Annotated in this window: 21 protein-coding genes; 14 read left to right on the forward strand and 7 right to left on the reverse strand. The window is 71.9% G+C overall.

Annotated elements, in window-relative coordinates; translation table 11 throughout:
• Nucleotides 1-11: 11 nt before the first annotated feature.
• The 5 genes from ACLQ26_RS14780 to ACLQ26_RS14800 all read right to left on the reverse strand — a co-directional run bounded on the left by ACLQ26_RS14780 (nt 12) and on the right by ACLQ26_RS14800 (nt 6,454).
• On the reverse strand, nt 12-1,007 hold the full coding sequence (locus ACLQ26_RS14780; protein ID WP_425744940.1) for an ABC transporter ATP-binding protein: 996 nt from the start codon (nt 1,005-1,007) through the stop codon (nt 12-14).
• Complete coding sequence (locus tag ACLQ26_RS14785; protein ID WP_425744941.1) at nt 1,004-1,330, reverse strand: winged helix-turn-helix domain-containing protein; 327 nt, start codon at nt 1,328-1,330, stop codon at nt 1,004-1,006. Before ACLQ26_RS14785 ends, ACLQ26_RS14780 begins: the two co-directional genes overlap by 4 nt.
• On the reverse strand, nt 1,327-1,965 hold the full coding sequence (locus tag ACLQ26_RS14790; protein ID WP_425744942.1) for a transporter: 639 nt from the start codon (nt 1,963-1,965) through the stop codon (nt 1,327-1,329). Before ACLQ26_RS14790 ends, ACLQ26_RS14785 begins: the two co-directional genes overlap by 4 nt.
• A gap of 78 nt (nt 1,966-2,043) precedes the next feature.
• Nucleotides 2,044-4,422 carry a HelD family protein gene (locus tag ACLQ26_RS14795; RefSeq protein ID WP_425744943.1) on the reverse strand — a complete coding sequence of 793 codons (2,379 nt, stop codon included), beginning with the start codon at nt 4,420-4,422 and terminating at the stop codon, nt 2,044-2,046.
• Between the two features lie 781 nt (nt 4,423-5,203).
• The gene (locus ACLQ26_RS14800) at nt 5,204-6,454 is read right to left on the reverse strand and encodes a DUF222 domain-containing protein (RefSeq protein WP_425744944.1); all 1,251 of its coding nucleotides are present in this window, start codon (nt 6,452-6,454) and stop codon (nt 5,204-5,206) included.
• A gap of 202 nt (nt 6,455-6,656) precedes the next feature.
• Here ACLQ26_RS14800 and ACLQ26_RS14805 point away from each other — a divergent pair, with 202 nt between their 5' ends.
• The 3 genes from ACLQ26_RS14805 to ACLQ26_RS14815 are packed head-to-tail and all read left to right on the forward strand — an operon-like array spanning nt 6,657 to nt 9,704.
• Complete coding sequence (locus ACLQ26_RS14805; RefSeq protein ID WP_425744945.1) at nt 6,657-7,235, forward strand: ArsR/SmtB family transcription factor; 579 nt, start codon at nt 6,657-6,659, stop codon at nt 7,233-7,235.
• A 43-nt stretch (nt 7,236-7,278) separates the two neighbouring features.
• A complete protein-coding gene (locus ACLQ26_RS14810; protein ID WP_425744946.1) occupies nt 7,279-8,811 on the forward strand; it encodes an MFS transporter in 1,533 nt (510 codons plus the stop codon).
• A gap of 41 nt (nt 8,812-8,852) precedes the next feature.
• The gene (locus ACLQ26_RS14815; protein WP_425744947.1) at nt 8,853-9,704 is read left to right on the forward strand and encodes a menaquinone biosynthetic enzyme MqnA/MqnD family protein; all 852 of its coding nucleotides are present in this window, start codon (nt 8,853-8,855) and stop codon (nt 9,702-9,704) included.
• 180 nt (nt 9,705-9,884) lie between these two features.
• Here ACLQ26_RS14815 and ACLQ26_RS14820 read toward each other — a convergent pair whose 3' ends face one another.
• Together ACLQ26_RS14820 and ACLQ26_RS14825 are read right to left on the reverse strand one after the other, a co-directional pair.
• A complete protein-coding gene (locus ACLQ26_RS14820; RefSeq protein WP_425744948.1) occupies nt 9,885-10,847 on the reverse strand; it encodes a hypothetical protein in 963 nt (320 codons plus the stop codon).
• Nucleotides 10,847-11,842 (reverse strand): hypothetical protein, encoded by a 996-nt coding sequence (locus ACLQ26_RS14825; protein WP_425744949.1) that lies wholly within the window; start codon nt 11,840-11,842, stop codon nt 10,847-10,849. Before ACLQ26_RS14825 ends, ACLQ26_RS14820 begins: the two co-directional genes overlap by 1 nt.
• A 370-nt stretch (nt 11,843-12,212) precedes the next feature.
• Here ACLQ26_RS14825 and paaA point away from each other — a divergent pair, with 370 nt between their 5' ends.
• From paaA to ACLQ26_RS14880, 11 genes are all read left to right on the forward strand, one after another.
• Nucleotides 12,213-13,304 carry a 1,2-phenylacetyl-CoA epoxidase subunit PaaA gene (paaA, locus tag ACLQ26_RS14830; protein ID WP_425744950.1) on the forward strand — a complete coding sequence of 364 codons (1,092 nt, stop codon included), beginning with the start codon at nt 12,213-12,215 and terminating at the stop codon, nt 13,302-13,304.
• On the forward strand, nt 13,301-13,588 hold the full coding sequence (gene paaB / locus ACLQ26_RS14835) for a 1,2-phenylacetyl-CoA epoxidase subunit PaaB (RefSeq protein ID WP_234584771.1): 288 nt from the start codon (nt 13,301-13,303) through the stop codon (nt 13,586-13,588). The genes paaA and paaB overlap by 4 nt, the downstream gene beginning before the upstream one ends.
• Nucleotides 13,589-13,664: 76 nt before the next feature.
• Complete coding sequence (gene paaC, locus ACLQ26_RS14840; protein ID WP_425744951.1) at nt 13,665-14,390, forward strand: 1,2-phenylacetyl-CoA epoxidase subunit PaaC; 726 nt, start codon at nt 13,665-13,667, stop codon at nt 14,388-14,390.
• Nucleotides 14,387-14,863: a 1,2-phenylacetyl-CoA epoxidase subunit PaaD gene (paaD, locus tag ACLQ26_RS14845; RefSeq protein ID WP_425744952.1), complete on the forward strand. Its 477-nt coding sequence runs from the start codon at nt 14,387-14,389 to the stop codon at nt 14,861-14,863. Before paaC ends, paaD begins: the two co-directional genes overlap by 4 nt.
• Nucleotides 14,860-15,969 carry a 1,2-phenylacetyl-CoA epoxidase subunit PaaE gene (gene paaE, locus ACLQ26_RS14850; protein ID WP_425744953.1) on the forward strand — a complete coding sequence of 370 codons (1,110 nt, stop codon included), beginning with the start codon at nt 14,860-14,862 and terminating at the stop codon, nt 15,967-15,969. The genes paaD and paaE overlap by 4 nt, the downstream gene beginning before the upstream one ends.
• A 59-nt stretch (nt 15,970-16,028) precedes the next feature.
• A complete protein-coding gene (locus tag ACLQ26_RS14855) occupies nt 16,029-16,307 on the forward strand; it encodes a type II toxin-antitoxin system Phd/YefM family antitoxin (RefSeq protein WP_425744954.1) in 279 nt (92 codons plus the stop codon).
• A 179-nt stretch (nt 16,308-16,486) separates the two neighbouring features.
• Nucleotides 16,487-17,677 (forward strand): cyclic dehypoxanthinyl futalosine synthase, encoded by a 1,191-nt coding sequence (gene mqnC, locus ACLQ26_RS14860; protein WP_425744955.1) that lies wholly within the window; start codon nt 16,487-16,489, stop codon nt 17,675-17,677.
• A 217-nt stretch (nt 17,678-17,894) separates the two neighbouring features.
• Nucleotides 17,895-19,091 (forward strand): hypothetical protein, encoded by a 1,197-nt coding sequence (locus tag ACLQ26_RS14865; RefSeq protein WP_425744956.1) that lies wholly within the window; start codon nt 17,895-17,897, stop codon nt 19,089-19,091.
• A 206-nt stretch (nt 19,092-19,297) separates the two neighbouring features.
• Nucleotides 19,298-20,554: an LPXTG cell wall anchor domain-containing protein gene (locus tag ACLQ26_RS14870; RefSeq protein WP_425744957.1), complete on the forward strand. Its 1,257-nt coding sequence runs from the start codon at nt 19,298-19,300 to the stop codon at nt 20,552-20,554.
• 136 nt (nt 20,555-20,690) lie between these two features.
• Entirely contained in the window at nt 20,691-21,401 is a 711-nt protein-coding gene (locus tag ACLQ26_RS14875; protein ID WP_425744958.1) for a demethylmenaquinone methyltransferase, read from the forward strand.
• A gap of 59 nt (nt 21,402-21,460) precedes the next feature.
• Nucleotides 21,461-21,685 carry a hypothetical protein gene (locus ACLQ26_RS14880; protein ID WP_425744959.1) on the forward strand — a complete coding sequence of 75 codons (225 nt, stop codon included), beginning with the start codon at nt 21,461-21,463 and terminating at the stop codon, nt 21,683-21,685.
• Nucleotides 21,686-21,724: the final 39 nt, after the last annotated feature.

A 21,724-nucleotide genomic window follows, 5' to 3' on the forward strand; every position in this document is an offset into this window, starting at 1 on the left:
GGGACGCCTCCTCAGAGGGTGGTGGGTCGGCCGCCGGCAGCGGCGGTGGACTGGTCGTCGGCGGCGGTCGGGTCTCCGCCGCCGGTCTGGCTCGGTGCGCTTGCCGAGGCCACGCCGCCGGTCCGCTCTCCGGCGCTCGGCCGGTCGCCGCTGGTGATGGCGAGGAACGCCTCCTCAAGCGAGGTGGGCCGCACCTCCAGGTCGGTGAAGGCGGCTCGGGAGTTGACAAGCGCACGGACCAGCTCGTCGGCGTCGGTGGTGAGCAGGTGCAGGCGCCCGTCGACGCGGTCGACGCGTACGACACCGGGCAGTTCGGGCAGCTCGTCGGCGACCAGGCTGACCCGTCGTACGCCGACGATGCCGCGGACGGCCTCGACGGTGTCGTCGGCGAGCACGCGGCCCTGCCCGATCACCACCACGCGGTGGGCGAGCGCCTCCACCTCCTCCAGGTAGTGGCTGCTCAGCAGGACGGTTCCGCCGTCATCATGGAACGAGCGAATGGCGTCCCACAGGGTGTGCCGAGCGGCGATGTCCAGGCCGGTCGTCGGCTCGTCGAGCAGCACGAGCCGGGGCCGGCCGGCGAAGGCCAGCGCCACGGCCAGCCGGCGACGCTGGCCACCGGAGAGCCCACCGGTCTGTCGCCGGGTGAGGTCACCCAGGCCGAAGCGGTCGAGCAGTTCGCCCCGGGGCACCGGGTCGGGATAGTGGGCGGAGACGAAGTCGACGACCTCACCGACCCGTAGCGTCGGGGGCAGACTGGTCTCCTGGGGGGTGACACCGATCTGCCGCCGGGACGCCGGGTCGCGGGGGTCGCCACCGAACAGTTCGAGCCGGCCCGAGCTGGGCCGACGCAGGCCGACAAGCAGTTTTATCAGGGTGCTCTTGCCGGCGCCGTTGGGGCCGAGTAGGCCGACCAGTTCGCCGGCCCGGACTTCCAGGTCGACGCGGTCGAGGGCGAGGACGTCGCCGTACCGGCGGCTGGCCTGGTCGGCGCGGGCGAGGGTCATGACTGCTCCTTCGGCGGGGTGGAGTCGAGCTGGGCGGGATCGAGCAGGGCGCGGATGGCTTCGGTGTACTCCTCGAACGCCAGCCGACCCCGCCGACTCAGGCGGATCAGAGTGGTCGGGGTGCGTCCACGATGGGTCTTGCTGATCTCGACGTACCCGGCGTCCTCCAGCTTGCGAAGGTGGACCGAGAGGTTGCCTGCGGTCATCGCGAGCAGTTCCTGGAGTCGCGGGAAGGTGATCCGGTCCCCGTCGGCGAGCGCGGAGAGCGCGGCGACCACCCGCAGTCGCGCCTGGGCGTGGATGACCGGGTCGAGGTCGGTCACGGCCGGTGTCGCTGTCGCAGTCGGGAGACCGTTCCGGCGACCAGGATCCCGCCACTGCCGGCCACCGCGACGACAAGCGCGTGCCAACCCGGACCGGCGATCGCGCCCGCCACGTTGATCACGCTGATCCAGACGCCCAGCCGGAACAGGTTCCGGTCCAGCCAGATCGCGCCGCCGGCCATCTGCAGCGCGCCGGTCAACCCGACGGCGGTGGCGGACCAGAGCAGCGCCGCCAGATCGTGCGGCAGGTGATCCGACACCCGGCCGACCCCCACGTACACGCTCACCGAGCCCAGGGCCCAGGCGAACCCGTACCAGCGGCCGCGCCGGGCCGAGTCGCCGGTCACCTGGCCGTACGCCCGCGCACCGGCGATCGCCTGGACCACCGAGGCGGCCGCCAGCAGGACGAAGAGGACGGTCAGGGGCAGCCAGTCGGGCAGTCGCACCAGCACCCGACCGTCCGGGGAGAAGCGCAGGAAGAACAGCCCGAAGCCGACCAGCCAGGCCACGCCCCACGGCCAGTAGAGCAGCCGCGCGTCGGGTTCCAACCGCGAAGCGGTGGCTGCCTGCTGGTCACGGATCAGCTGGAGCGCCGTCGCGGCGTTGGCGGGGGGTCGATCATCGTCCTGTTCCACGCAAACAACTTTACGGCGCAAAGTAGATGTCGTGTGTCCCGCTCGGATGGCGGGTACCCGACAGCGGCGCCGAGTGCCTCAGAAAGGCGCTGACTCCAGGGGTGCGGCCTGCGACAGCGGCGTCTGCGCTGGCTCAGTCTGCGCAGGCTCGGTCTGCGGCAGTGCGTTAGGCAGTGGCGCGGTCTGCGGCGGCGCGGTAGGCAGTGGCGCGGTCAGTAGCGGCGCGGGCAGCGGTTCGCTGTGCAGCACCGAGAGGCGGGACACCGCGCGGGTGAGCACCACGTACAGCCGGTGTAGCCCACGCGGCTCGGCGGCGACGATCGCGGCCGGCTCGACCACCACCACGTGGTCGTACTCCAGGCCCTTGACCAGGGTCGCCGGCACCACGGTGACCCGCTCCGCGGCGGCGACGTCGTCGGCGGTCGCGGTGGCGACGCCCGCGGCGGCCAGCGCTGCGCGCAGCCCGTCGACGGCGTCGTCCGCGGCGATCACGCCGACCGAACCGTCGTGCGCGAGCGCCGCGCGCACCTCGGCCACCGTCGCGACGGTCAGATCCGCCGCGGTACGCACATCCAGGCCGCCGTCGTGACGCAGCGACTCGGCCGGCGGTACGTCCACCGCGAGCGCCGGCAGCAGCAGGTTGGCGAACGCGACCACCGCGGCGGGTACCCGGAAACCGATCGTCAGCGGAACCACCACGGCGTCCGGCTTGCCCAGATGGGTCAGGGATTCCCGCCAGTCGGTCGCTGCCCACGGCGCGGTGCCCTGCGCGAGGTCACCGAGCAGCGTGACCGAACCGTGCTCACTGCGGCGGGCGATGGCCCGACACTGCATGGGAGATAGGTCCTGCGCCTCGTCCACCACCACGTGCCCGAAGCCGGAGGGACGTTCCAGCAGGCCGGCGGCCTCGTCGACAAGCACCGCGTCGGCGGCGGTCCAGCGGGCGGCCTTCGGAGTACGGGCCGGTTTCGCCCAGACCAGCAGCGCCTGCTCGGCGTCGCTGAGCAACCCGTCCGCAGCGGCGGCGAGTCGGGCCGGGTCGGAGAGCAGGCTGTGCACAAGCCCTTCCGGGGTGAGCGCCGGCCAGACCGCGTCGAGGAGGTCCACCACGGGCCGGCACCGGCTCATCCGGCGCAGCCACGCGTCGCTGGGCGACTCCGCTCGCCGTGCCTCGGCCTGCCGTTGCAGCAGACTCACCACGCGTGCCCGGACCCGCTCCCGGCCGGTGCCGTACGGCAGCCCCTCCCGGCGGGTCTCCTCGACGATCCGGTGCAGCGGCTCCAGCCCGATCCGCCACCGGAACGAACCGTCCGACACGGTGATCGATTCGGTAGGCGTACCGATCTGTGTCTGCACCGCGCGCCGCAGCACGCTCGCCATCCGTACGTCGTGTTTGAGCGCGGCGACGGCCGGTGCCTCCACCGCCCGCACCGGCACCCGCGAGATCAACTCCTCGACGGTGGCCTGCTCGACCTCGACCTCGCCGAGCGCCGGCAGCACCGCCGCGATGTACGACAGAAAAGCCCGGTTCGGGCCCACGATCAGCACACCCGCCCGCCGTAGCCGCTCCCGGTGCAGATAGAGCAGGTACGCGGCCCGGTGCAGGCCGACCGCCGTCTTTCCGGTGCCCGGCGCCCCCTGCACGCAGATCGAGTCGGCCAGATCGGCCCGTACCAGCTCGTCCTGCTCCGGCTGGATCGTGGCGACGATGTCCCGCATCGGCCCGACGCGCGGTCGCTCGATCTCGGCGGTGAGAATCCGACTGGTCGTGCCCAGCTCCTCGCCCCGGTCCAGCCGTTCATCCTCGAAGCTGGTCAAGACCCCGTTGCTGAACCCGAAACGTCGCCGGACCGCCAGGCCCTGCGGATCGCGCGCACTGGCCCGGTAGAACGACCGGGAAACCGGCGCCCGCCAGTCCAGCACCAGCGGCTCGCCGTGCTCGTCGGTGACATGCCGCCGCCCCACGTGATACCGCCGACCGTCATGCTCGCCGCTGCCGCTGCCGCTGCCGCTGCCGCTGCCGCTGCCGCTGCCGCTGCCGCTGCCGCTGCCGCTGCCGCTGCTGCCGCTGCTGCCTTGGGTGTCCGCGCTGCTGCCGCTGCCTTCGGTGTCGCCGCTGGCGCTGCTGCTGGTGGTGGCCGTGCCGGCGTTGCTGGTCGTGGGCGCGCTGGTCGTGAGCCCGCTGGCCGCTTCCTCGTTGTGGGAGGTTCCCGCGAAGTCGAGGCGGCCGAAGAACAGTGGCGTGGTGGGGTCGTCGGCCAGTTCGGCCACGCGGCGGGCAAGCGTACGGCCGAGCATTTCCGCCGCGTAGGGGTCGCCGGCAACCTGGTCACCGGTTGAGAAGAGGGCTTCGGCCCGTTCCCGCATCCGGCGGAGCGCCGCGCGCGAGGTGGCCAGGTGGGCGCGTTCGGCGACCAGATCCGTGTCGAGATGAGCGTCCAGGTCAGGTGTGGGCATGCTGACGTCCCATCGTTCACATCTGCTGCGCGCTCGCGTGTCCGGTGGCGGATGGCCGCCCGCCCGGCGCGGCGACGTCCGTTCCGGTGCAGCTCACCTCGGCCGTCAAGCGGGCTGCAACGCTACGCCCTCGCGGCGGCCCTTTCCACCGAATTACCGACCAGATCACCCGTGAGTGCTGGCGTGGCGTTGGACGACGTACCGCCGGGCGGGCCGCTGTCCATCGCGGGCGGGGGGCTCGGAGCCGGTGCTGGGTGGGGCGGATCGGCGTAGGGCAAGGCCGGGTCGTGCAGCAGGGCCGGCCGAGCAGCCAGGACAGCCAGGACAGGCGGGGCAGCTAGGCCAGCCAGGGCAGCCAGGGTAGCCAGGGCAGGTAGGGCAGCCAGGGCAGGCAGCGCAGCCGGGGCCGGCGGGGTCGGGCAGGGTCCGGCCGGTGGGGCAACCCGGGCCGAGCAGCCAAGGCAGCCAGGGCAGGCAGCGCAGCCAGGGCAGGCGGGCCGGCGGGGTCGGGCAAGGTCGGGCCAGTGGGGCAGCCCGGGCCGAGCATCCAGGGCAGGCAGCGCAGCCAGCAGGCAGGCAGGGTAGGCAGGCAGCGCAGCCCAGCCAGGGCCGGCCGAGCAGCCGGGGCAGCCGGGGCGGCCAAGGCAGGCAGCGCAGCCGGGGCAGGCAGCGCAGGACGGTGTGGGAAGGCGAGGCCAGGTGGGCCGGCCGGTGCGTCGGGGCTGGCGTGGCGATCCGGTCGTTGGGCTCGGCCGGTTCGCGATGGTGAGCCTCGCGGAACTCAGCACCGCCTGTGGTAGAGGTTGCGGCGTGGGGCGCGGAGCGGGTCAATCCAGTCCGGCGGGAGGAATTCGGGCTGGCCGTCCGGCGCGATGCGGACCGTCCAGTCGCCCCGGTGGAGGAGGCGGTGATGGTGGCCGCAGAGCAGGACCGCATTACCCAGCGTCGTGGCACCGCCGTCGGCCCAGTGGTGGACGTGGTGACCGTCGCACCAACGCGATGGCCGGTCGCAGCCGGGGAAGGCGCACCCACCGTCGCGCAGCACCAACGCGCGCCGCAGGGGGCCGGTGAAGAGTCGGCGCTGACGCCCGACGTCCAGGATCTGGCTGTTGCCGCCCAACACGGCCGGCAGCACGGCGGAGTCGCAGGCCAGGCGCCGGACCGCGCCGGGTGTGAGAGGCGCACCGGTCTCCAGGGTGCCTATCCCCAAGCCGTTGACCAGCGCGTCGAGCGACATCGTGACCACCAGTTGCGGCCGGTCTCCGCCGTTGTCGGGTAGGTGGCCGGTGCGCAGTGCCAGCCTGCAGACCTCGCCGAGTGCGTCCACCCTGCGTTGCCCGGGACTGCGGTCGTCGTGCTCGCCGGCCGGGGCGCAGAGCGGATCGATGGCCTCGCGCAGCAGGCTCGCGGTCTCGGTGTCGAGGTTGCCGGTGAGGCGTACCTGCCCGTCCTTGGGCTCGGAGAGGGTGACGTGCCGGCGAGCCTCGGCTCGCTCGGTGGCCCGGTCGAGGGCGGCCAGCTCTGCCTGGTCGGCCACGTCGGGGGCGACATGCGTGAGGACGCGCTCCCCGAGACGGCTCAGGATGGTCGGGTCGAAGCGGTCGGCCCAGGAGATCAGCAGCTCGGTGGCCTTCTCTGCCACCTCGGGCCCGGCCTCGACCGGCAGGGCCGCGACCGCCTCCGCCACCACCCGGCCCTGCTCCACGGTGAGGCTGCCGTCGAGCACGGCGTCGCGCACCGGTGGCGGGGCGGCGTCGATAGTGGCGGCGAGCTGGACCATCTGCCGCGCCGACCGGCCGGAGAGCCGCAGCCGCTCCCGCAACCAGACGGCGGTGGACGACGCTCCCTGGGCGACGGCGAGACCACGCGCGTCCAGCTCGCGCACCAGAGCGAGCTGGACGGCCGCCAGACGCTGCGCCACCACGTGCGCCGCGTCGAGCGACGCGAGTAGCTCGCCGTCCGGGAAGGCCCACGGCGCGGCCTCGGCGCAGTCGTCAACCGCGCTCGCCGCCTGCGCCAAAGCCCTCAACATGAGACGACAATAGAACAGGTGTACGACACTTTAGATCGAGGAACACGTCCGCGTGGCCCGCGATCGGTGCAAGCCGGTGGGGTGGCGAGCGGCTGTAGTGCGGCGCAGGCCTCCCAGTGGGTCGAGGGCGGCGCGCGGTGCTGCGGCCGGCCTACCTCGAGGGCTGATGGCGAGCCGGGTGACTGGCCGGGATCATGGGGTTATGACCGAGGCCCGTCCCGAGCCGCGTCGGATGGTCAGTGACCCGCAGGTCATGCGGGCGTTGGCTCATCCGGCCCGGATCGCGATCATGGAGTATCTGAATAGCCGCGAGGGTGGCGGCACCGCCACGGAGTGCGCGGAGATCGTCGGGCTGTCGCCGAGCGCGACCAGTTACCACCTGCGGGCGCTGGCGAAGTTCGGCCTGGTGGAGCAGGCGCCCAGCCGGGGGGACGCCCGGGAGCGGGTGTGGCGCACGACGAGCTCAAGCCTGATGGTCGACGCGGGTCACGGGGCCGGGCGTGATGCGCGGGCCGCGGAGCAGGCGGTGGTGGAGGCGCATGCCGTGCTGGCCATGGAGCGGACCCGGGACTGGTCACGCCGCGCCGGGGATGAACCCGCCGAGTGGTACGACGCGGTGATGTTCAACGAGGCGATGCTCGTGCTCACGGCCGAGGAACTCGTGGGGCTCAACGAGGCCGTCACGGCGCTGCTCAGGCCGTACCAAGCTCGACGCCGAGCCGACCCGCCGGCGGGCGCTCGTGCCGTGGCGGTGCAGTACCGGGCGGTGCCGCTGGCGTAGTCGGGGGTTGTGTCGATCAGATGTGAAGGATTATTTTCGAAGTATGTCCTTCACAACTGAGGCATCGCGCTGGCCGGACGTGTGGCTCGCCAGCGCGGCCCGTGGCACCACGATCTGTGGCGACTTTCTCGCCGCCACCGCGCTCGCGCTGGCTCTGCAGGGTTCCGGTGCCGGAGGACTGGCGGTCTCGGGGCTGCTGCTCGCGGCCACTCTGCCCCTGGTGGTGCTGGCCCCGCTCGCTGGACGGCTCGCCGATCGGGTGGACAGTCGTACCCTGCTGGTGACCATCGGGATGGCGCAGACAGTGATCTGCCTGCTGCTCGCCGTCGCCGACGACCCGGTCCTGGTCGTGGTCCTCGTCGCGCTGCTCGCCTGCGGCCTCGCGGTCACCCAGCCCTGCCTGGCGGCGCTGCTTCCGGAGATGGTCCGCCCGGCCGACCTGCCCCGTGCCAGCGCGATCAGCCAGACCGCTGTCTCCCTCGGCGCGCTCGGCGGCCCGGTGCTGGCCGGGCTGCTGGTGGGGCAGTTCGGCACCCGCGTACCCCTGCTGGTCGACGCCGCGACCTACCTGTCGCTCGTGGTCGCGGGTCTGCTGCTGCGGACCCGGCGCGGCGGCCGACGGCCCGCCGCCGACCAGACCGGCCGTGCGGACCATGCGGGCCGTGTGGATGAGGCGGGCGGTGCGGGCCGGGCGGGCCAGGCCGGCGGTGTGGACCGGGCGGACCAGGCGGAGCAGGGCCCGGCGGGAGGCCAGGGCCGCGTGGAGGGTTCGGGCAGCGGAGTCAACCCAGGGGGTACGGGCCAGAGCTGGCGGCTTCGCCGGGATCCGCTGATGCTTGTCATGGTGGTCAGCACCGCCGTGGTGATCGCGGCGATCGGCGGCATCAACGTGATCGAGGTCTTCTTCATTCGGGAGACGCTGAACGGGTCCGCAACCACCTATGGCCTCGTCGGTGCCGCCTGGATGGCTGGGATGTTGCCCGGTGGATGGCTGGCGGCGCGGCTGGCGCGCCGGCTCGACGACGACGGCGCGCTGGTCCGCGGGGTGCTGATCGCACTCGCCGGGTGCAGCCTGATGGTGCTGCTGGCCGCGCTGGTGCCGGCGGCGGGGCTGCTGGTGCCCCTCTGGCTGGTCGGCGGCGCGGCCAACGGCGCGGACAACGTCTTCGCCAACCTTCTCACCGCGCGCCGGGTGCCGGAGGCGATGCGCGCCCGCGCGTACGCCAGTTACGGCGCGGCCGTGCAGGGCGGCTCGATGGGCGGGTACCTCATCGGCGGCGCACTGCTCACCGGTGTCGCGCCCCGGCCGCTGATCGCGGCCGCCGGGGCCGCCGGGCTCCTGGTGGTGCTGGTCTTCGTGCCGGTCGTCGTCCGGGCGACGGTACGCGCGCCGATGGCCACCGACGCGGGCCGGCGTGACCGCATGCCGACGGCCACCGAGGCGGACCAGGGCGACCGCGCGCCGGCGGCCGGACCGGTACTCGCGAAGACGACCGGCCCCGAGCGCGAGGGAACGACGGGACCCGAGGCCCGGCGACCGGGTGCGTCGGATGCGGGGTTGGCCACTCCGGGCTAGCCCGCCGGGCCGGAGCCGGGGGCCGGGGATACCGTCGGGTCATGGCTGAGCGCGTCGCACGCCCGCGGGTCGGGCACATCCAGTTCCTGAACTGTCTGCCCATCTACTGGGGTCTGATGCGCTCGGGCACCCTCCTCGACGTGGACCTGCACAAGGACTCGCCGGATCGGTTGAGCGCGGCGCTGGTCGCCGGCGACCTCGACATCGGTCCCATCACGCTGATGGAGTACCTGAAGCACACCGACGAACTGCTTCTCCTGCCGGACCTGGCGGTGGGCAGCGACGGGCCGGTGCTCTCGGTCAACATGGTCTCCACCCGCCCGCTCGCCGAGCTGGACGGCGCGCGGGTGGCGCTCGGCTCGACCTCGCGGACCGGGGTGATGCTGGCGCAGTTGCTGCTCGCCGAGCGGTACGACGTGCGGCCCGACTACTTCCGCTGCCCTCCGGATCTGACCCAGATGCTGCTCGAAGCCGACGCGGGGGTGTTGATCGGGGACGTGGCGCTCCGGGCGTACCACGAGGCGCCGCTGCGGGGGCTCACAGTTACCGACCTCGGTCAGGCGTGGCGGGAATGGAGCGGCCTGCCGATGGTCTTCGCCGTCTGGGCGGTCCGCCGCGACTTCGCCGCCGCACACCCTGGCCTGGTCAAGGAGGTGCACGAGGCGTTCCTCCGCTCGCGCGACCTCTGCCTCTCGGAGTTGGACCAGGTCGCCGAGGCGGCCGCGCGTTGGGAAACGTTCGACGCCGCGACGCTGGCCACGTACTTCCGGACCCTGGACTTCTCGCTCGGCGAGCGGCAGGTCGCCGGGCTGCGCGAGTTCGCCCGGCGGGTCGCCGCGCTCGGCGAGGTCCCGGCGCTGCCGGACGGTGGCCCGGAGTTCTTCGCCGGCTGACCCGCCGGCTGGGCTGAGCCGCCGGCTGGGCTGAGCCGCCGGCTGGGCTGACCCGCCGGCTGGGCTGACCCGGCCGCCGGGCCTGGGCCGAGCCGCCCGGGCCCGGCCGCCCGAGAAGAGCTGCCCGGGAAGAGCCCACCCGGCCGAGCCGACCCGCCCGGCATCAGCGGCCGAGGGCGATCAGGCGCCGGGGCGCAGCAGTGCCTCGGTGATCTTTTCGCAGTTCTTCATGCCGTAGTCGTAGCCCATGCCGATCGGGTACTTGACCATCACGCCCATCGTCCAGGTGTCGCCGATGGCCAGGCAGTTGATGTGCATCTCCTGCTCCCTGGTCCGGTCGATCCACCCGTTCTTGATGGCGATCTTCTTCTGCTCCGCAGCCGGGAACGCCTTGCGGATGCCGAAGTCACCGGCGCCGCGAACCAGCTTCATCTCGTTGAGCAGCCACTTGGTCCACTTCGGGCCGGCGGCGGTGCCGGTGGCGATGCAGTTGCCCAGCCGCGCGGTGTCGCGGGGGGACAGCGCCGTGCGGCTCCACCCGCCGTCGGGGGCGACGCTGCTGTCGGTCAGCTTGCACATGGAGATCAGTCGCTTGATCGAGGCTTCCCGGTCGACCTCGTTGTAGAACTGTTCGGCCCGGGTGTTGTCGCTGTCCCGGATGATCCGGGTGGCGTCGGCGAGCTTCGCGTCGCTCGGTGTCCGCCCGGCGTCGGCGGAGCGGCGCAGGTAGTCGGCGACGATCCAGGACTTGATCATCGAGGCGGTGGTGCTGGTCTCGTCCATGTTCTTCGAACCGATGATCTTTCCGGTCCGCCTGTCGAGCACGCTCCAGGAGTACCAACCCTGGATGTCGAGCTTGAGGTCCTTGGCCTGGAACGGCAGCGGCGCCAGCGAGGGGCTGGGGCTCGGCGACGGCGGGGACGGCTGCCGGGCGCTGCGGTCGGTGGCCACGCCGGTCTGCCGGTCGCTGGTCGTCGCCTCGGAGTCACCCCACTGGGCGGCCGCGGACGACTCGAACGGCGACCCGGGCAGGAGGCGCAGCGACACCAGCACCAGCCCGATGAGGATGACCGCGACAGCGATCAGGCGCAGCGGTGAGGTCTCGCCCGCACCGCGCCGGCTGGCCCGCCGGTTGCCGGCCATCAGAGCTTCCCGACCGGCTGCTGCGGCACCTTGAGCGCGGCGCCCGGCTGCGGGGTGACCAGTTGGGTGGCCACGCTGGCACAGACCTGCGCGCCGTAGTCCAGACCGCTCGCGATCGGGTAGCGCAGCATCACCGCGAGACTCCACTTGCCGTTGACAGCGAGACAGTTGACGTGCCAGTTTCCGTCGCCGGCGATCGGCGTCCAACCGTTCTTGATGCTGACCGGCCCCTGAGCGGTGATCGACTTCGGCAGGCCGTCGATGATCCCCCAGTGCCCACCGCCGTAGGAGGGCTTCTGGTCCTTCTTGGCGGTGGTGCCGCGAACCCTGCTCATCTGGTCCAGTACCCACTTGGTCCACTTCGGCCCGGCGGCCTTGCCGTCGGCGATGCAGTCGCCGAGTCGGACGGCGTCGCGAGGGGACATCTGGGTGAAGCTCCAGAAGCCTGTGTACGGCTCGGTGTTGCCACGCCTGGTGTCAGTGAGGCCACAGATCTTGATCGCCCGCTGGATCACCGGGTCGGGGATGCTGCTCCGCACCCGCTTGTAAGACCCACCCGCGGCGGCATAGACCTTGTTCGCCGCCGTGTCGTTGCTGTCGATGATGGCCACCCGGGCAGCCTCCTTCAGCGCGGCGGGCGGCTCCCTGTCCCTGAGCTGACGCAGGTAGTCGGAGACGATCCACGCCTTGATCATCGACTCGGTGGAGCTGGTCGCTGCCATGTTCGCCGACCCGGAGATCTTGCCGGTCCGCCTGTCCATCAGGGCCCACGAGAAGAACTGACCCTTGAAGGCCACCGACACCGGGCCGGCGGCCAGCGTGGGTGGTGGCGGCGGGGTGGGCGCGGGCGCGGTGACGCTGCTGCTGGCGGCACCGCCGCCACCGCCACCGCTGCTGTCGTCGGCGGCGAGCTTGGCGTACGCGGTGGGGACCAGCAGGACGCCACCGAGGAGAACCGCCACGACGGCGAGCACCATGGTCACGCGAGGTCGCATGAGTTGGGTGAGCTCCAGATGTCAGGGCCGGGGGGCCGGCTTCGTTGTCCGGGGCGACCGGTGCGTGCGCCGAGGCCGGGGGAGGTGGCCTCTGTGGAGACGGCGGGTGGGCAGCCGATCGTGTGACCGGCAGAAGTCTACGTCCGAGCGGGCCGGGTGCCAGGGTTCGACACCACCCAACGTGCGATATGGGGACAAAATCCGGTCGGTATGCGGCTTCTAGGAGGTTTCATCTTTTGCCGGTGAGCCAAGTCATAGCCGATCGAGTTGCGCTGCGTGGTCGGGAAATGCCCACCGGTGATGGAACGTGACACGGGTTTCCTGTTACACCCCCTAGTGCATCGGGGCGCAAGCTGTAACACTTGTCCTCATGTATGGCAACGACTTCTCCGCCCCTGGCGACGCGCCGGACCACGCGCCGGACGACGCGCCCGGCGCCGGCCTGCTCGGCGAGGTCGAGGCGGCCGAGGCGGAGCTGCGTGCCGCCGCCGCCCGCGAGCGCCGCGGCGGCCCCGCACCTGACGAAGACCTGGCGGCGTACTTCACCGAGGTGGTCGACGCGGAGCAGAAGATCGAGCCGCGCGACTGGATGCCCGAGGCGTACCGCCGGACGTTGATCCGGCAGATCGCCCAGCACGCCCACTCCGAGATCATCGGCATGCAGCCGGAGGGCAACTGGATCAGCCGGGCGCCCTCGCTCAAGCGCAAGGCGATCCTGCTCGCCAAGGTCCAGGACGAGGCGGGCCACGGCCTCTACCTCTACGCCGCCGCCGAGACCCTCGGTATCAGCCGCGACGAACTGGTCCAGCTGCTGCTCGACGGCAGGCAGAAGTACAGCTCGATCTTCAACTACCCCACCCTGAGCTGGGCCGACGTGGGTGCGATCGGCTGGCTGGTGGACGGCGCGGCGATCGTCAACCAGGTGCCGCTGTGCCGCTGCTCCTACGGCCCGTACGCGCGGGCGATGATCCGGGTCTGCAAGGAGGAGTCGTTCCACCAGCGCCAGGGCTACGAGATCCTGCACACCCTGGCGCACGGCACCCCGGAGCAGCAGGCCATGGCGCAGGACGCGGTGGACCGCTGGTGGTACCCGTCGCTTGCCATGTTCGGCCCGCCGGACGGCGACTCCACCCACTCCGCCCAGTCGATGGCCTGGAAGATCAAGCGATTCTCCAACGACGACCTGCGTCAACGCTTCGTCGACATGTGCGTCCAGCAGGCGGAGGTCCTCGGGCTGCGCATCCCCGATGACGACCTGCGCTGGAACGAGGAACGGCAGGCGTACGACTACACCCAGCCGGACTACGACGAGCTGATGCAGGTCATCAAGGGCAACGGGCCGTGCAACCGGGAGCGGATCGCGCACCGGCGGGCCGCCCACGCAGACGGCGCCTGGGTACGCGAGGCCGCCGCGGCGTACGCCGCCAAGCGGGCGGACAAGAGGGAGAAGGTAGCCGCGTGAGCAACGAACACTCGCCTCTGTGGGAGGTCTTCGTGCGGGCGCGGCGCGGGTTGTCGCACACCCACGTCGGCAGCCTGCACGCCCCGGACGCCGAACTGGCCCTGCGCAACGCCCGCGACCTCTACACCCGCCGGCAGGAGGGCGTGTCGATCTGGGTGGTGCCGGCGGGCGCGATCACCGCGTCCAGCCCGGACGAGAAGGACTCCTTCTTCGACCCGGCCGCCGACAAGGTCTACCGCCACCCCACCTTCTACGAGGTGCCGGACGGGGTGGCGCACCTGTGAGCGAGCGGAGCGAGCGAACCAGCCAGCCCAGCAACGGGGCGCGTCGCGTTGCCGCCGAGCTAAGCGAGGTGGTGGCGTGAACGGGCCGTTCGGCTTCGCCCTCGCCCTCGGTGACGACGCGCTGATCGCGGCGCAGCGGCTGGCCGAGTGGACGACCCGCGCGCCGGAGATGGAAGAGGACATCGCGCTCGCCAACATCGCCCTCGACCAGCTCGGCGCGGCCCGCCTGCTGCTGTCGTACGCGGGTGAACTGGAGGCGGCAGGTCGGGACGAGGACGCGCTGGCGTACCTGCGTGACGACCGCGAGTTTCGCAACGTGCTGCTGGTCGAGCTGCCCAACGGCGACTTCGCGGTGACCATGGCGAAGTTGTTCTTCCTGGCGGCGTACCAGTTGCCGCTCTACACCGCGCTCGCGTCGTGCGCCGACGAGCGGCTGGCCGCCATCGGCGCGAAGGCGCGCAAGGAGTCGGCGTACCACCTGGACCACGGCGCGCTGTGGGTCAAGCGGCTCGGCGACGGCACCGAGGAGTCGCACCGCCGGATGCAGGACGCCGTGGACCACGTCTGGCCGTACACCCACGAGTTCTTCGCCACGGACCCGGCGGCGCCGCTCGACCCGGCGGGCCTGCGGCAGGCTTTCGACGAGACCGTCGGCCCGGTGCTGGCCGAGGCCACGCTCACCCGGCCGGAACGCGGCTGGGCTCCGACGGGCGGGCGTGCCGGCGTGCACACCGAGCACCTGTCCTACCTGCTGGCCGAGATGCAGGTGCTGCACCGCGCCCACCCCGGGGCCCAGTGGTGACCGACGCGCGAACGGCGGCGGCGAGCGTGGTGGACCCGGAGATCCGGGTGATCACCATCGACGAGCTGGGGATCCTTCGCGCGGTCGAGGAGGACCGGGCCAGCGGGCGGGTCACCGTGACCATCACGCCGACGTACACGGGCTGCCCCGCCATGGACGTGATCCGGGCCGACGTCCGGCGCGCGCTCGCCGTGGCCGGTTATCCGGACGCCGAGGTGCGGACGGTCTACAGCCCACCGTGGAGCACCGACTGGATCTCCGACACCGGGCGGGCCAAGTTGGCCGCCGCCGGGATCGCCCCGCCGGCCCCGGCGCCCGCCCCGGGCGTGGTGGCGTTGACCCTCGCGGTCCGCTGCCCGCTCTGCGGCTCGCCGGACACCGAACAGGTCAGCCGGTTCGGCTCGACCGCGTGCAAGGCGCTGTGGCGCTGCCGTTCCTGCTCCGAACCCTTCGACCACCTGAAGGCGCTGTGACTGTCACCATCTCCCGGCCGGTCCGCCGCCGGCCGGCCTTCCACCCGCTGCCGGTCGCCGACGTCGACAGGCTCACCGACGACTCGGTAGCGGTCACCTTCGCCGTACCGGAGGAGTTGCGCGACGCGTTCGCGTTCCGCGCCGGTCAGCACCTCACCGTCCGGCGGGTGACCGACGACGGCGACGACGTACGCCGGTCGTACTCCATCTGTTCCACACCGGACGACCTGGCCCGGCGCGGCCGGCTGCGGATCGGGGTGCGGGAGATCCCCGGCGGCGCGTTCTCGGCGTTCGCCTGCGGCGCGCTGCGCCGCGGCGACACCGTCGAGGTGATGACGCCGTTGGGCACCTTCACCACGGCGTTCGCGGCGGACCGGGTCCGGCACTACGGCGCGGTCGTCGCCGGCTCCGGAATCACCCCGGTGCTCGCGCTCGTCGGGACCGCCCTGGCCGTCGAGCCGGCCAGCACCTTCACCCTGGTGTACGGCAACCGCACGGCCAACCGCGTCATGTTCGCCGAGGAGTTGGCCGACCTGAAGGACCGCTACCCCACGCGGCTGCACCTGGTGCACGTGCTGTCCCGGGAGCAGGGTGAGTCGCCGCTGCTCTCCGGCCGGATCGACGCCGAACGGCTGGAGCGACTGCTGGGCACCATCGTGCCGGGCGATGTCGTCGAGGAGTGGTTCCTCTGCGGCCCGTACGGCATGGTGGTCGACGCCCGCGACGTGTTGACCGCGCGTGGGCTGCCGGAGTCGGCGGTGCACACCGAGCTGTTCCACGTCGACGGGCCGCCGGAGCCGGTGGCCCGCCCCGCCGACCAGCAGGGCACCGGGACGGACGTCACCATCATGCTGGACGGCCGGTCGTCGAGCTTCACGATGGGCCGCGAGGAGCGGGTGCTGGACGCCGCGTTGAAGGTCCGGGGCGAGCTGCCGTACGCCTGCAAGGGCGGTGTCTGCTCGACGTGCAAGGCGAAGGTCGTCGACGGTGCCGTCACGATGGCCCGCAACTACGCCCTGGAGCCCGACGAGGTGGCGGCGGGCTATGTGCTGACCTGCCAGTCCAGCCCGACGACCGACAAGCTCACCGTCGACTACGACGCCTGAGGACGCCGAACCCGACTACGAGGCGTGATGTGTAGAACACGTCGTACTACGTTTGTCGCGTGGAACAGGTCGCTGTTCGAGAGCTGAACCAGCACACCAGCAGGGTGCTGGCCCGGGTGCGTGCCGGGGAGACGGTCGAGGTGACGGACCGCGGCGAGCCGATCGCCCGGCTGGTTCCGATCGTCGCCGGTGGGGCTCTGTTGTCCAGGCTTGTCGCGGAGGGGCGGGCGACGGCGCCGACGGGCGGCGGACCGATACCCCTGCCTCCGGTCCTCGGTGACCCTGACGTCGACGTTGCCGCCGCGCTCGCCGCTGCGCGCGAGGACGAGCGCTGGTGATCTACCTCGACTCGGCCGCCATCATCGAGCTGCTCCGCCGGAAGCGGCGACCGAGGAACTGATCGCTTGGCTGAATGAGCGATCCGGCATGTCACTCGTCGCCGCCGGGGAGTGGGGCATTCGTCACCGGAGATGGAGGGGCGTGCCGGCCGCTGAGCGGGCGACGTAGGCTCGGGGACGTGACGGTGAGCCGGGAGATCGACGACATCCTGCAGCGTGGTGCGGACGGCGGGCGGATCACGCCCGAGGAGGCGCTGCTGCTCTACACCGAGGCGCCCTTCCACGCGCTGGGCGAGGCGGCGGACGCGGTACGCCGGCGGCGCTACCCGGACAACATCGTCACCTACCTGATCGATCGCAACATCAACTACACGAACGTCTGCGTGACGGCGTGCAAGTTCTGCGCGTTCTACCGGGCGCCGAAGCACGCCGAGGGATGGACCCACCCGACCGAGGAGATCCTGCGCCGGTGCGGCGAGGCGGTCGAGCTGGGCGCGACCCAGGTGATGCTCCAGGGCGGGCACCACCCGGACTACGGCGTCGAGTACTACGAGGAGCTGTTCTCCTCGGTCAAGCAGGCGTACCCGCAGCTGGTCATCCACTCGATCGGGCCGAGCGAGATCCTGCACATGGCCAAGGTCTCCGGCGTGAGCCTGGACGAGGCCATCGCCCGGATCAAGGCCGCCGGCCTGGACTCGATCGCCGGCGCGGGCGCGGAGATGCTGCCCGAGCGCCCGCGCAAGGCCATCGCCCCGCTCAAGGAGTCGGGGGAGCGCTGGCTTGAGGTCATGGAGCTGGCCCACCGGCAGGGCATCGAGTCGACCGCGACAATGATGATGGGCACCGGTGAGACGCACGCCGAGCGGATCGAGCACCTGCGAATGATCCGCGACGTGCAGGACCGCACCCGTGGGTTCCGGTCGTTCATCCCGTGGACGTACCAGCCGGAGAACAACCACCTCAAGGGCCGTACCCAGGCGACCACGCTTGAGTACCTGCGCCTGGTCGCGGTGGCCCGGCTCTTCTTCGAGACCGTGCCGCACCTGCAGGCGTCCTGGCTGACCACCGGCAAGGACGTCGGGCAGTTGTCGCTGCACATGGGCGTGGACGACCTCGGCTCGATCATGTTGGAGGAGAACGTCATCTCCTCGGCCGGCGCCCGGCACCGCTCCAACCTGCACGAGCTGATCGGCATGATTCGCTCCGCCGACCGGATCCCGGCCCAGCGGGACACCCTCTACAACCGGCTCGCGGTGCACCACACGCCTGCCGACGACCCGACCGACGAGCGCGTGGTCTCGCACTTCTCCTCGATCGCGCTGCCGGGCGGCGGCGCCGGGAAGTCGCTGCCGCTGGTCGACGCCCGTTGACCGTTCGGGTGATCGGGCCAGGTCCACAGGTATCGATTGGGTGAACGTTGCCCCGACGGCTGCCGCCGATCGGGGGCCACAGCCGCCATCAATTTGGACAATTCTCGATTCGCTCGCGCCGTCGCGCCCGGATCCGCCGGGTTCGGGGCTGCGGGGTTGATCGACGCCCGCTAACGTCCCCGCCCGAACCTATCCTTCACTCACGGGCGGACCCTTCATGATCTACCGTAACCGGCCGCTGGCGCGGCTCGGCGCGGCGGCGCTCCTCGCGTCCTGCGCTCTCACCGCTTTTGGGGGCCCGGCGCAGGCCGCCGGCACCCCCACCGACCTGTCGGTCGCGTTGGCAGGCACCAAAGTCGCGGCGGGTGCCGACGCCAAGGTGGCGTTTGCCAAGATCAAGAACAATGGGCCCGGCACCCCGAGCAACTTCCTGATCAAGCTCGACGTCTCGAAGGTCGACTTCGACCGCGTCGAGGTGGTGCCGCTGCCCGGCGGGCCGTGCACCATCGACGGCGCCGAGCGTCCGGTGAACATCACCTGCGGCATCCAGGACGACGAGGTCCCCGCTCCCGGTGAGACCATCGAGATCCCGATCATCATGTTCAAGGCCGAGCAGGGCGCTGAGCTGCCGTACACGGCTCCGCTCACGTTCGCGCTCGAATCCGAGGACGACACCACGCCGGCAAACAACGCGGCGTCCGCCGACCTCGTGCTGAGCGACGAGAGCGGCGTCGACATGGGCATCGTCGTGCCAGACGTCAAGTTCCAGGTCTCGCCGTCGGGGCAGCCCCCGCTGCTCACGCCCGGCACCGAGACCGAGGTGCTCGTCGAGATCATCAACCAGGGCGACCTGATCGCCGACGGCGTCAAGCTCGGCCTCACCCTGCCGAACGGCGTTACCTTCACCGAGGACCTGCGGGAGTGCACGTACTCGCAGGACCGTCGGATCGCGAACTGCCCCGCACCTCTGATCCAGCTGCGGCCGCAGGAGGTTCTCGTGGGCGTCTTCCCGGTCAAGGTCGCCGCGAACGTCAAGGCGCCGGTCGCTCTCCAGGGGGGCAACGGCACCGTCGCCGCGATCGGCCAACTGCCGGCGACCAAGGCCAACCTCGCCGCCCGGAAGTCGGCTCTCCCGTCGTTCCTCAAGGCCGCCACGACCGCGCAGGCCACGGCGGTGCGCGACATCGACGACACCGACAACACCGACGCGTACGCGGTGGTCGTGGCCGCCAAGGGCGGCGCCGGCGGTGGCACCGGCGGTGGCGACGGCGGCCTCCCGGTGACGGGCGCCAAGGCGGGTCTCATCGGTGGAGTCGGCGTGGCCGTGCTGCTCGCGGGTGGTGTGATGTTCCTGGTCGCCCGGCGGCGTCGGGTGGTCCTGGTGGCGCCGGCCGACGAGCGGCCGACCGCCTGAGAAAGTCCTCCATCGGCCCAGGCGGGCCGTTCATATAACGCACGGCGGTACGGGCGGGATGGGCGACCATTCCGCCCGTTCCGTGTGCCGGGTCCAGTCCGGACGGTTGAAAACCGTCCGCCGCGCTGGCATGAAAGATCGACCTCCGATAACGTCCGGCCGGTCCCACAACCATTCTTCTCTCCTTCCCTACCCCCGGGGGACTGATGACAGCGTTCCACCGCTCGACGCTGGCTCGTGTCGGCGTCGTGGCACTGCTCGCGGCCGGTGGCCTGGCCACCGTTGCCGCTCCGGCGCAGGCCGCCGACACGGCCGACCTGGCCCTGGTGCCCCTCAGCTACGAGCTGGCCCAGGGCGTCAAGGCCGCCAAGGCGAAGCCGTTCAAGTTCCAGGTCGACAACACCCGCAGTACGGTCGCCGCCAAGGACGTCCGGGTCACCGTCGAGACGAAGGGCCTGAAGAACCGCAAGGTCGGCGTGCTCGTCCCGCTCAACTGCGACCTCACCGGCACGACCTTCACCTGTCTGCTGGGCGATCTCGCGGCCGGCACCACCGAGGACTTCGGCATCCCGATCTTCTCGACCGGCGATCGCGGTGACGCCGGCACGCTTGTGGTCAGCGTCAGCTCGGCCACCGCCGACCCCAACCCGCTGGACAACACGGTGCGGCACGACATCACCGTCGCCAAGCCCGGTTACGACCTGACCACGTGGGTGCAGGACGTCTACGCCGACGTGACGGTGGACGGCGACGAGGCAGGCGAGTCCGGCCTCAAGCCGGTGAAGCTCGGCGAGACCGCGCCACTCGACTGGGCGGTCTTCAACGACGGCAGCCGCAAGGCGACAGGCGTGGCGTACGGGATCACCCTGCCGGCGGGCGTCACCTTCGCCGAGCTGCCGGAGGGCTGCGTCGAGCAGCCGCTGGGTGGCTTCGCGAACGCGTACTGCGAGGACACCGGCGTGGTGCTGAAGCCGGGGCAGTTCTACACCGCCGACGTGCGGGTGAAGGTCGGCGCGGACGTCACCGAGCCGGTGCTCCGGCCCGGCTTCCTCTGGGCCGCTGGCCTGGAGGCGGCCGAGGGCACCCCCGACGAGCAGCCGCGGGTGGCCTCCAGCGCGCAGCGCCGGGCGTTCACTGAGACCGACGAGGTGGACAACACCGCGCAGTTCGACGTCTTCGCCGACCTGAGCGCGCAGCCGACCCCGACCGCCACGCCCACCCCGACCGCGACCCCGACCGCGACTCCGACGCCCGGCGGCACGACGACGCCGACCGCGACCACGTCGCCGACTGCCGGCGGCGGTGGCTCCGGCGGCGGTGGACTGCCGGTGACAGGTGTGCAGGTCGGTCTGATCGGTGGTATCGGCGGCCTGATCCTGCTCGCGGGCGGGGCCCTGCTGGTGCTCTCCCGCCGCCGCAAGGTCGTCCTGGTCGCCCCCGGCGACGAGACCTCGACCGACTGACACAGGCACGATCTGACCCGGGCACGGCCTGACACCGGCGCGACGCGAAGGGCGGGGTGGGCGACCACCTCGCCCTTTCGCGTGCCGAGCGGACCCAGCGGCCGGGGGCTTGAGCGTGGCTGGCAGAGTGGGGCGGGTGAGCCGTAACCCGCAGGGCCAGCGCGCCAGCCTGGACAAGCAGCCGCACGAGGTCGCCGCGATGTTCGACGGCGTGGCGGAGCGTTACGACCTGACCAACACGGTGATCTCCCTGGGGCAGGACCGCTCCTGGCGCCGGGCCACCCGGGCGGCGCTCGGGCTGCGGCCCGGTGAGCGGGTGCTGGACGTGGGGGCGGGCACCGGCGTCTCGACGCGCGAGCTGGCCCAGTCCGGGGCGTACGCGGTGGGCGCCGATCTGTCGCTGGGCATGCTGTACGCCGGCAAGCGGGCCCGTCCCGAGGTGCCGCTGCTGGCCGGGGACGCGCTGCGACTGCCGTTCGCCGACGCGAGCTTCGACGCCGTGACCATCTCCTTCGCGCTGCGCAACGTCAACGACACCGACGCGGCCCTGCGCGAACTGGCCCGGGTCACCCGACCGGGTGGCCGGCTGGTGGTGTGCGAGTTCAGCACCCCTGTCAACCCGGCCTTCCGGACGGTGTACCTGTCGTACCTGATGCGGTCGCTGCCGGTGGTCGCCCGCGCGGTGTCCAGCAACCCCGAGGCGTACGTCTATCTGGCCGAGTCGGTCCGCGCCTGGCCGGACCAGGCCGCCCTGGCCGGGCGGGTCGCCGCGGCCGGCTGGGGCAGGGTGGCGTGGCGCAACCTGACCGGCGGCGTGGTGGCGCTGCACCGGGGGATCCGCCAGTAGCACGGCGCGTTTCGGGGAATTTACGGCTTAAGTCCACTTTGCCCCGTACGCTCGTCCGCATGACCGGAGCAGAGCCGGCGGACCCGGTGGCCGCCACCGACGACGACGCGGCCGAACTCATCGCGCAGCTTCGCGCGTTGGCCGGCGCCGACCCGACGGACGTCCGGCAGGTGGTCGCCGAGGTGCTGGCCGCGCTGGACCGGGCGGCCGGCGGCGCGCTGCGGGAGCACCTGCCGGAGTCGATCCGGGTCGACGCCGGGCTGGACGCCTCCCGATCGGCCTGACACCCGCTGCTGTGGACGGTCGCCGGCTGTCACATCGGC

The sequence above is a fragment of the Micromonospora sp. DT43 genome, from assembly GCF_049841645.1.
Classification (GTDB): Bacteria; Actinomycetota; Actinomycetes; order Mycobacteriales; family Micromonosporaceae; genus Micromonospora.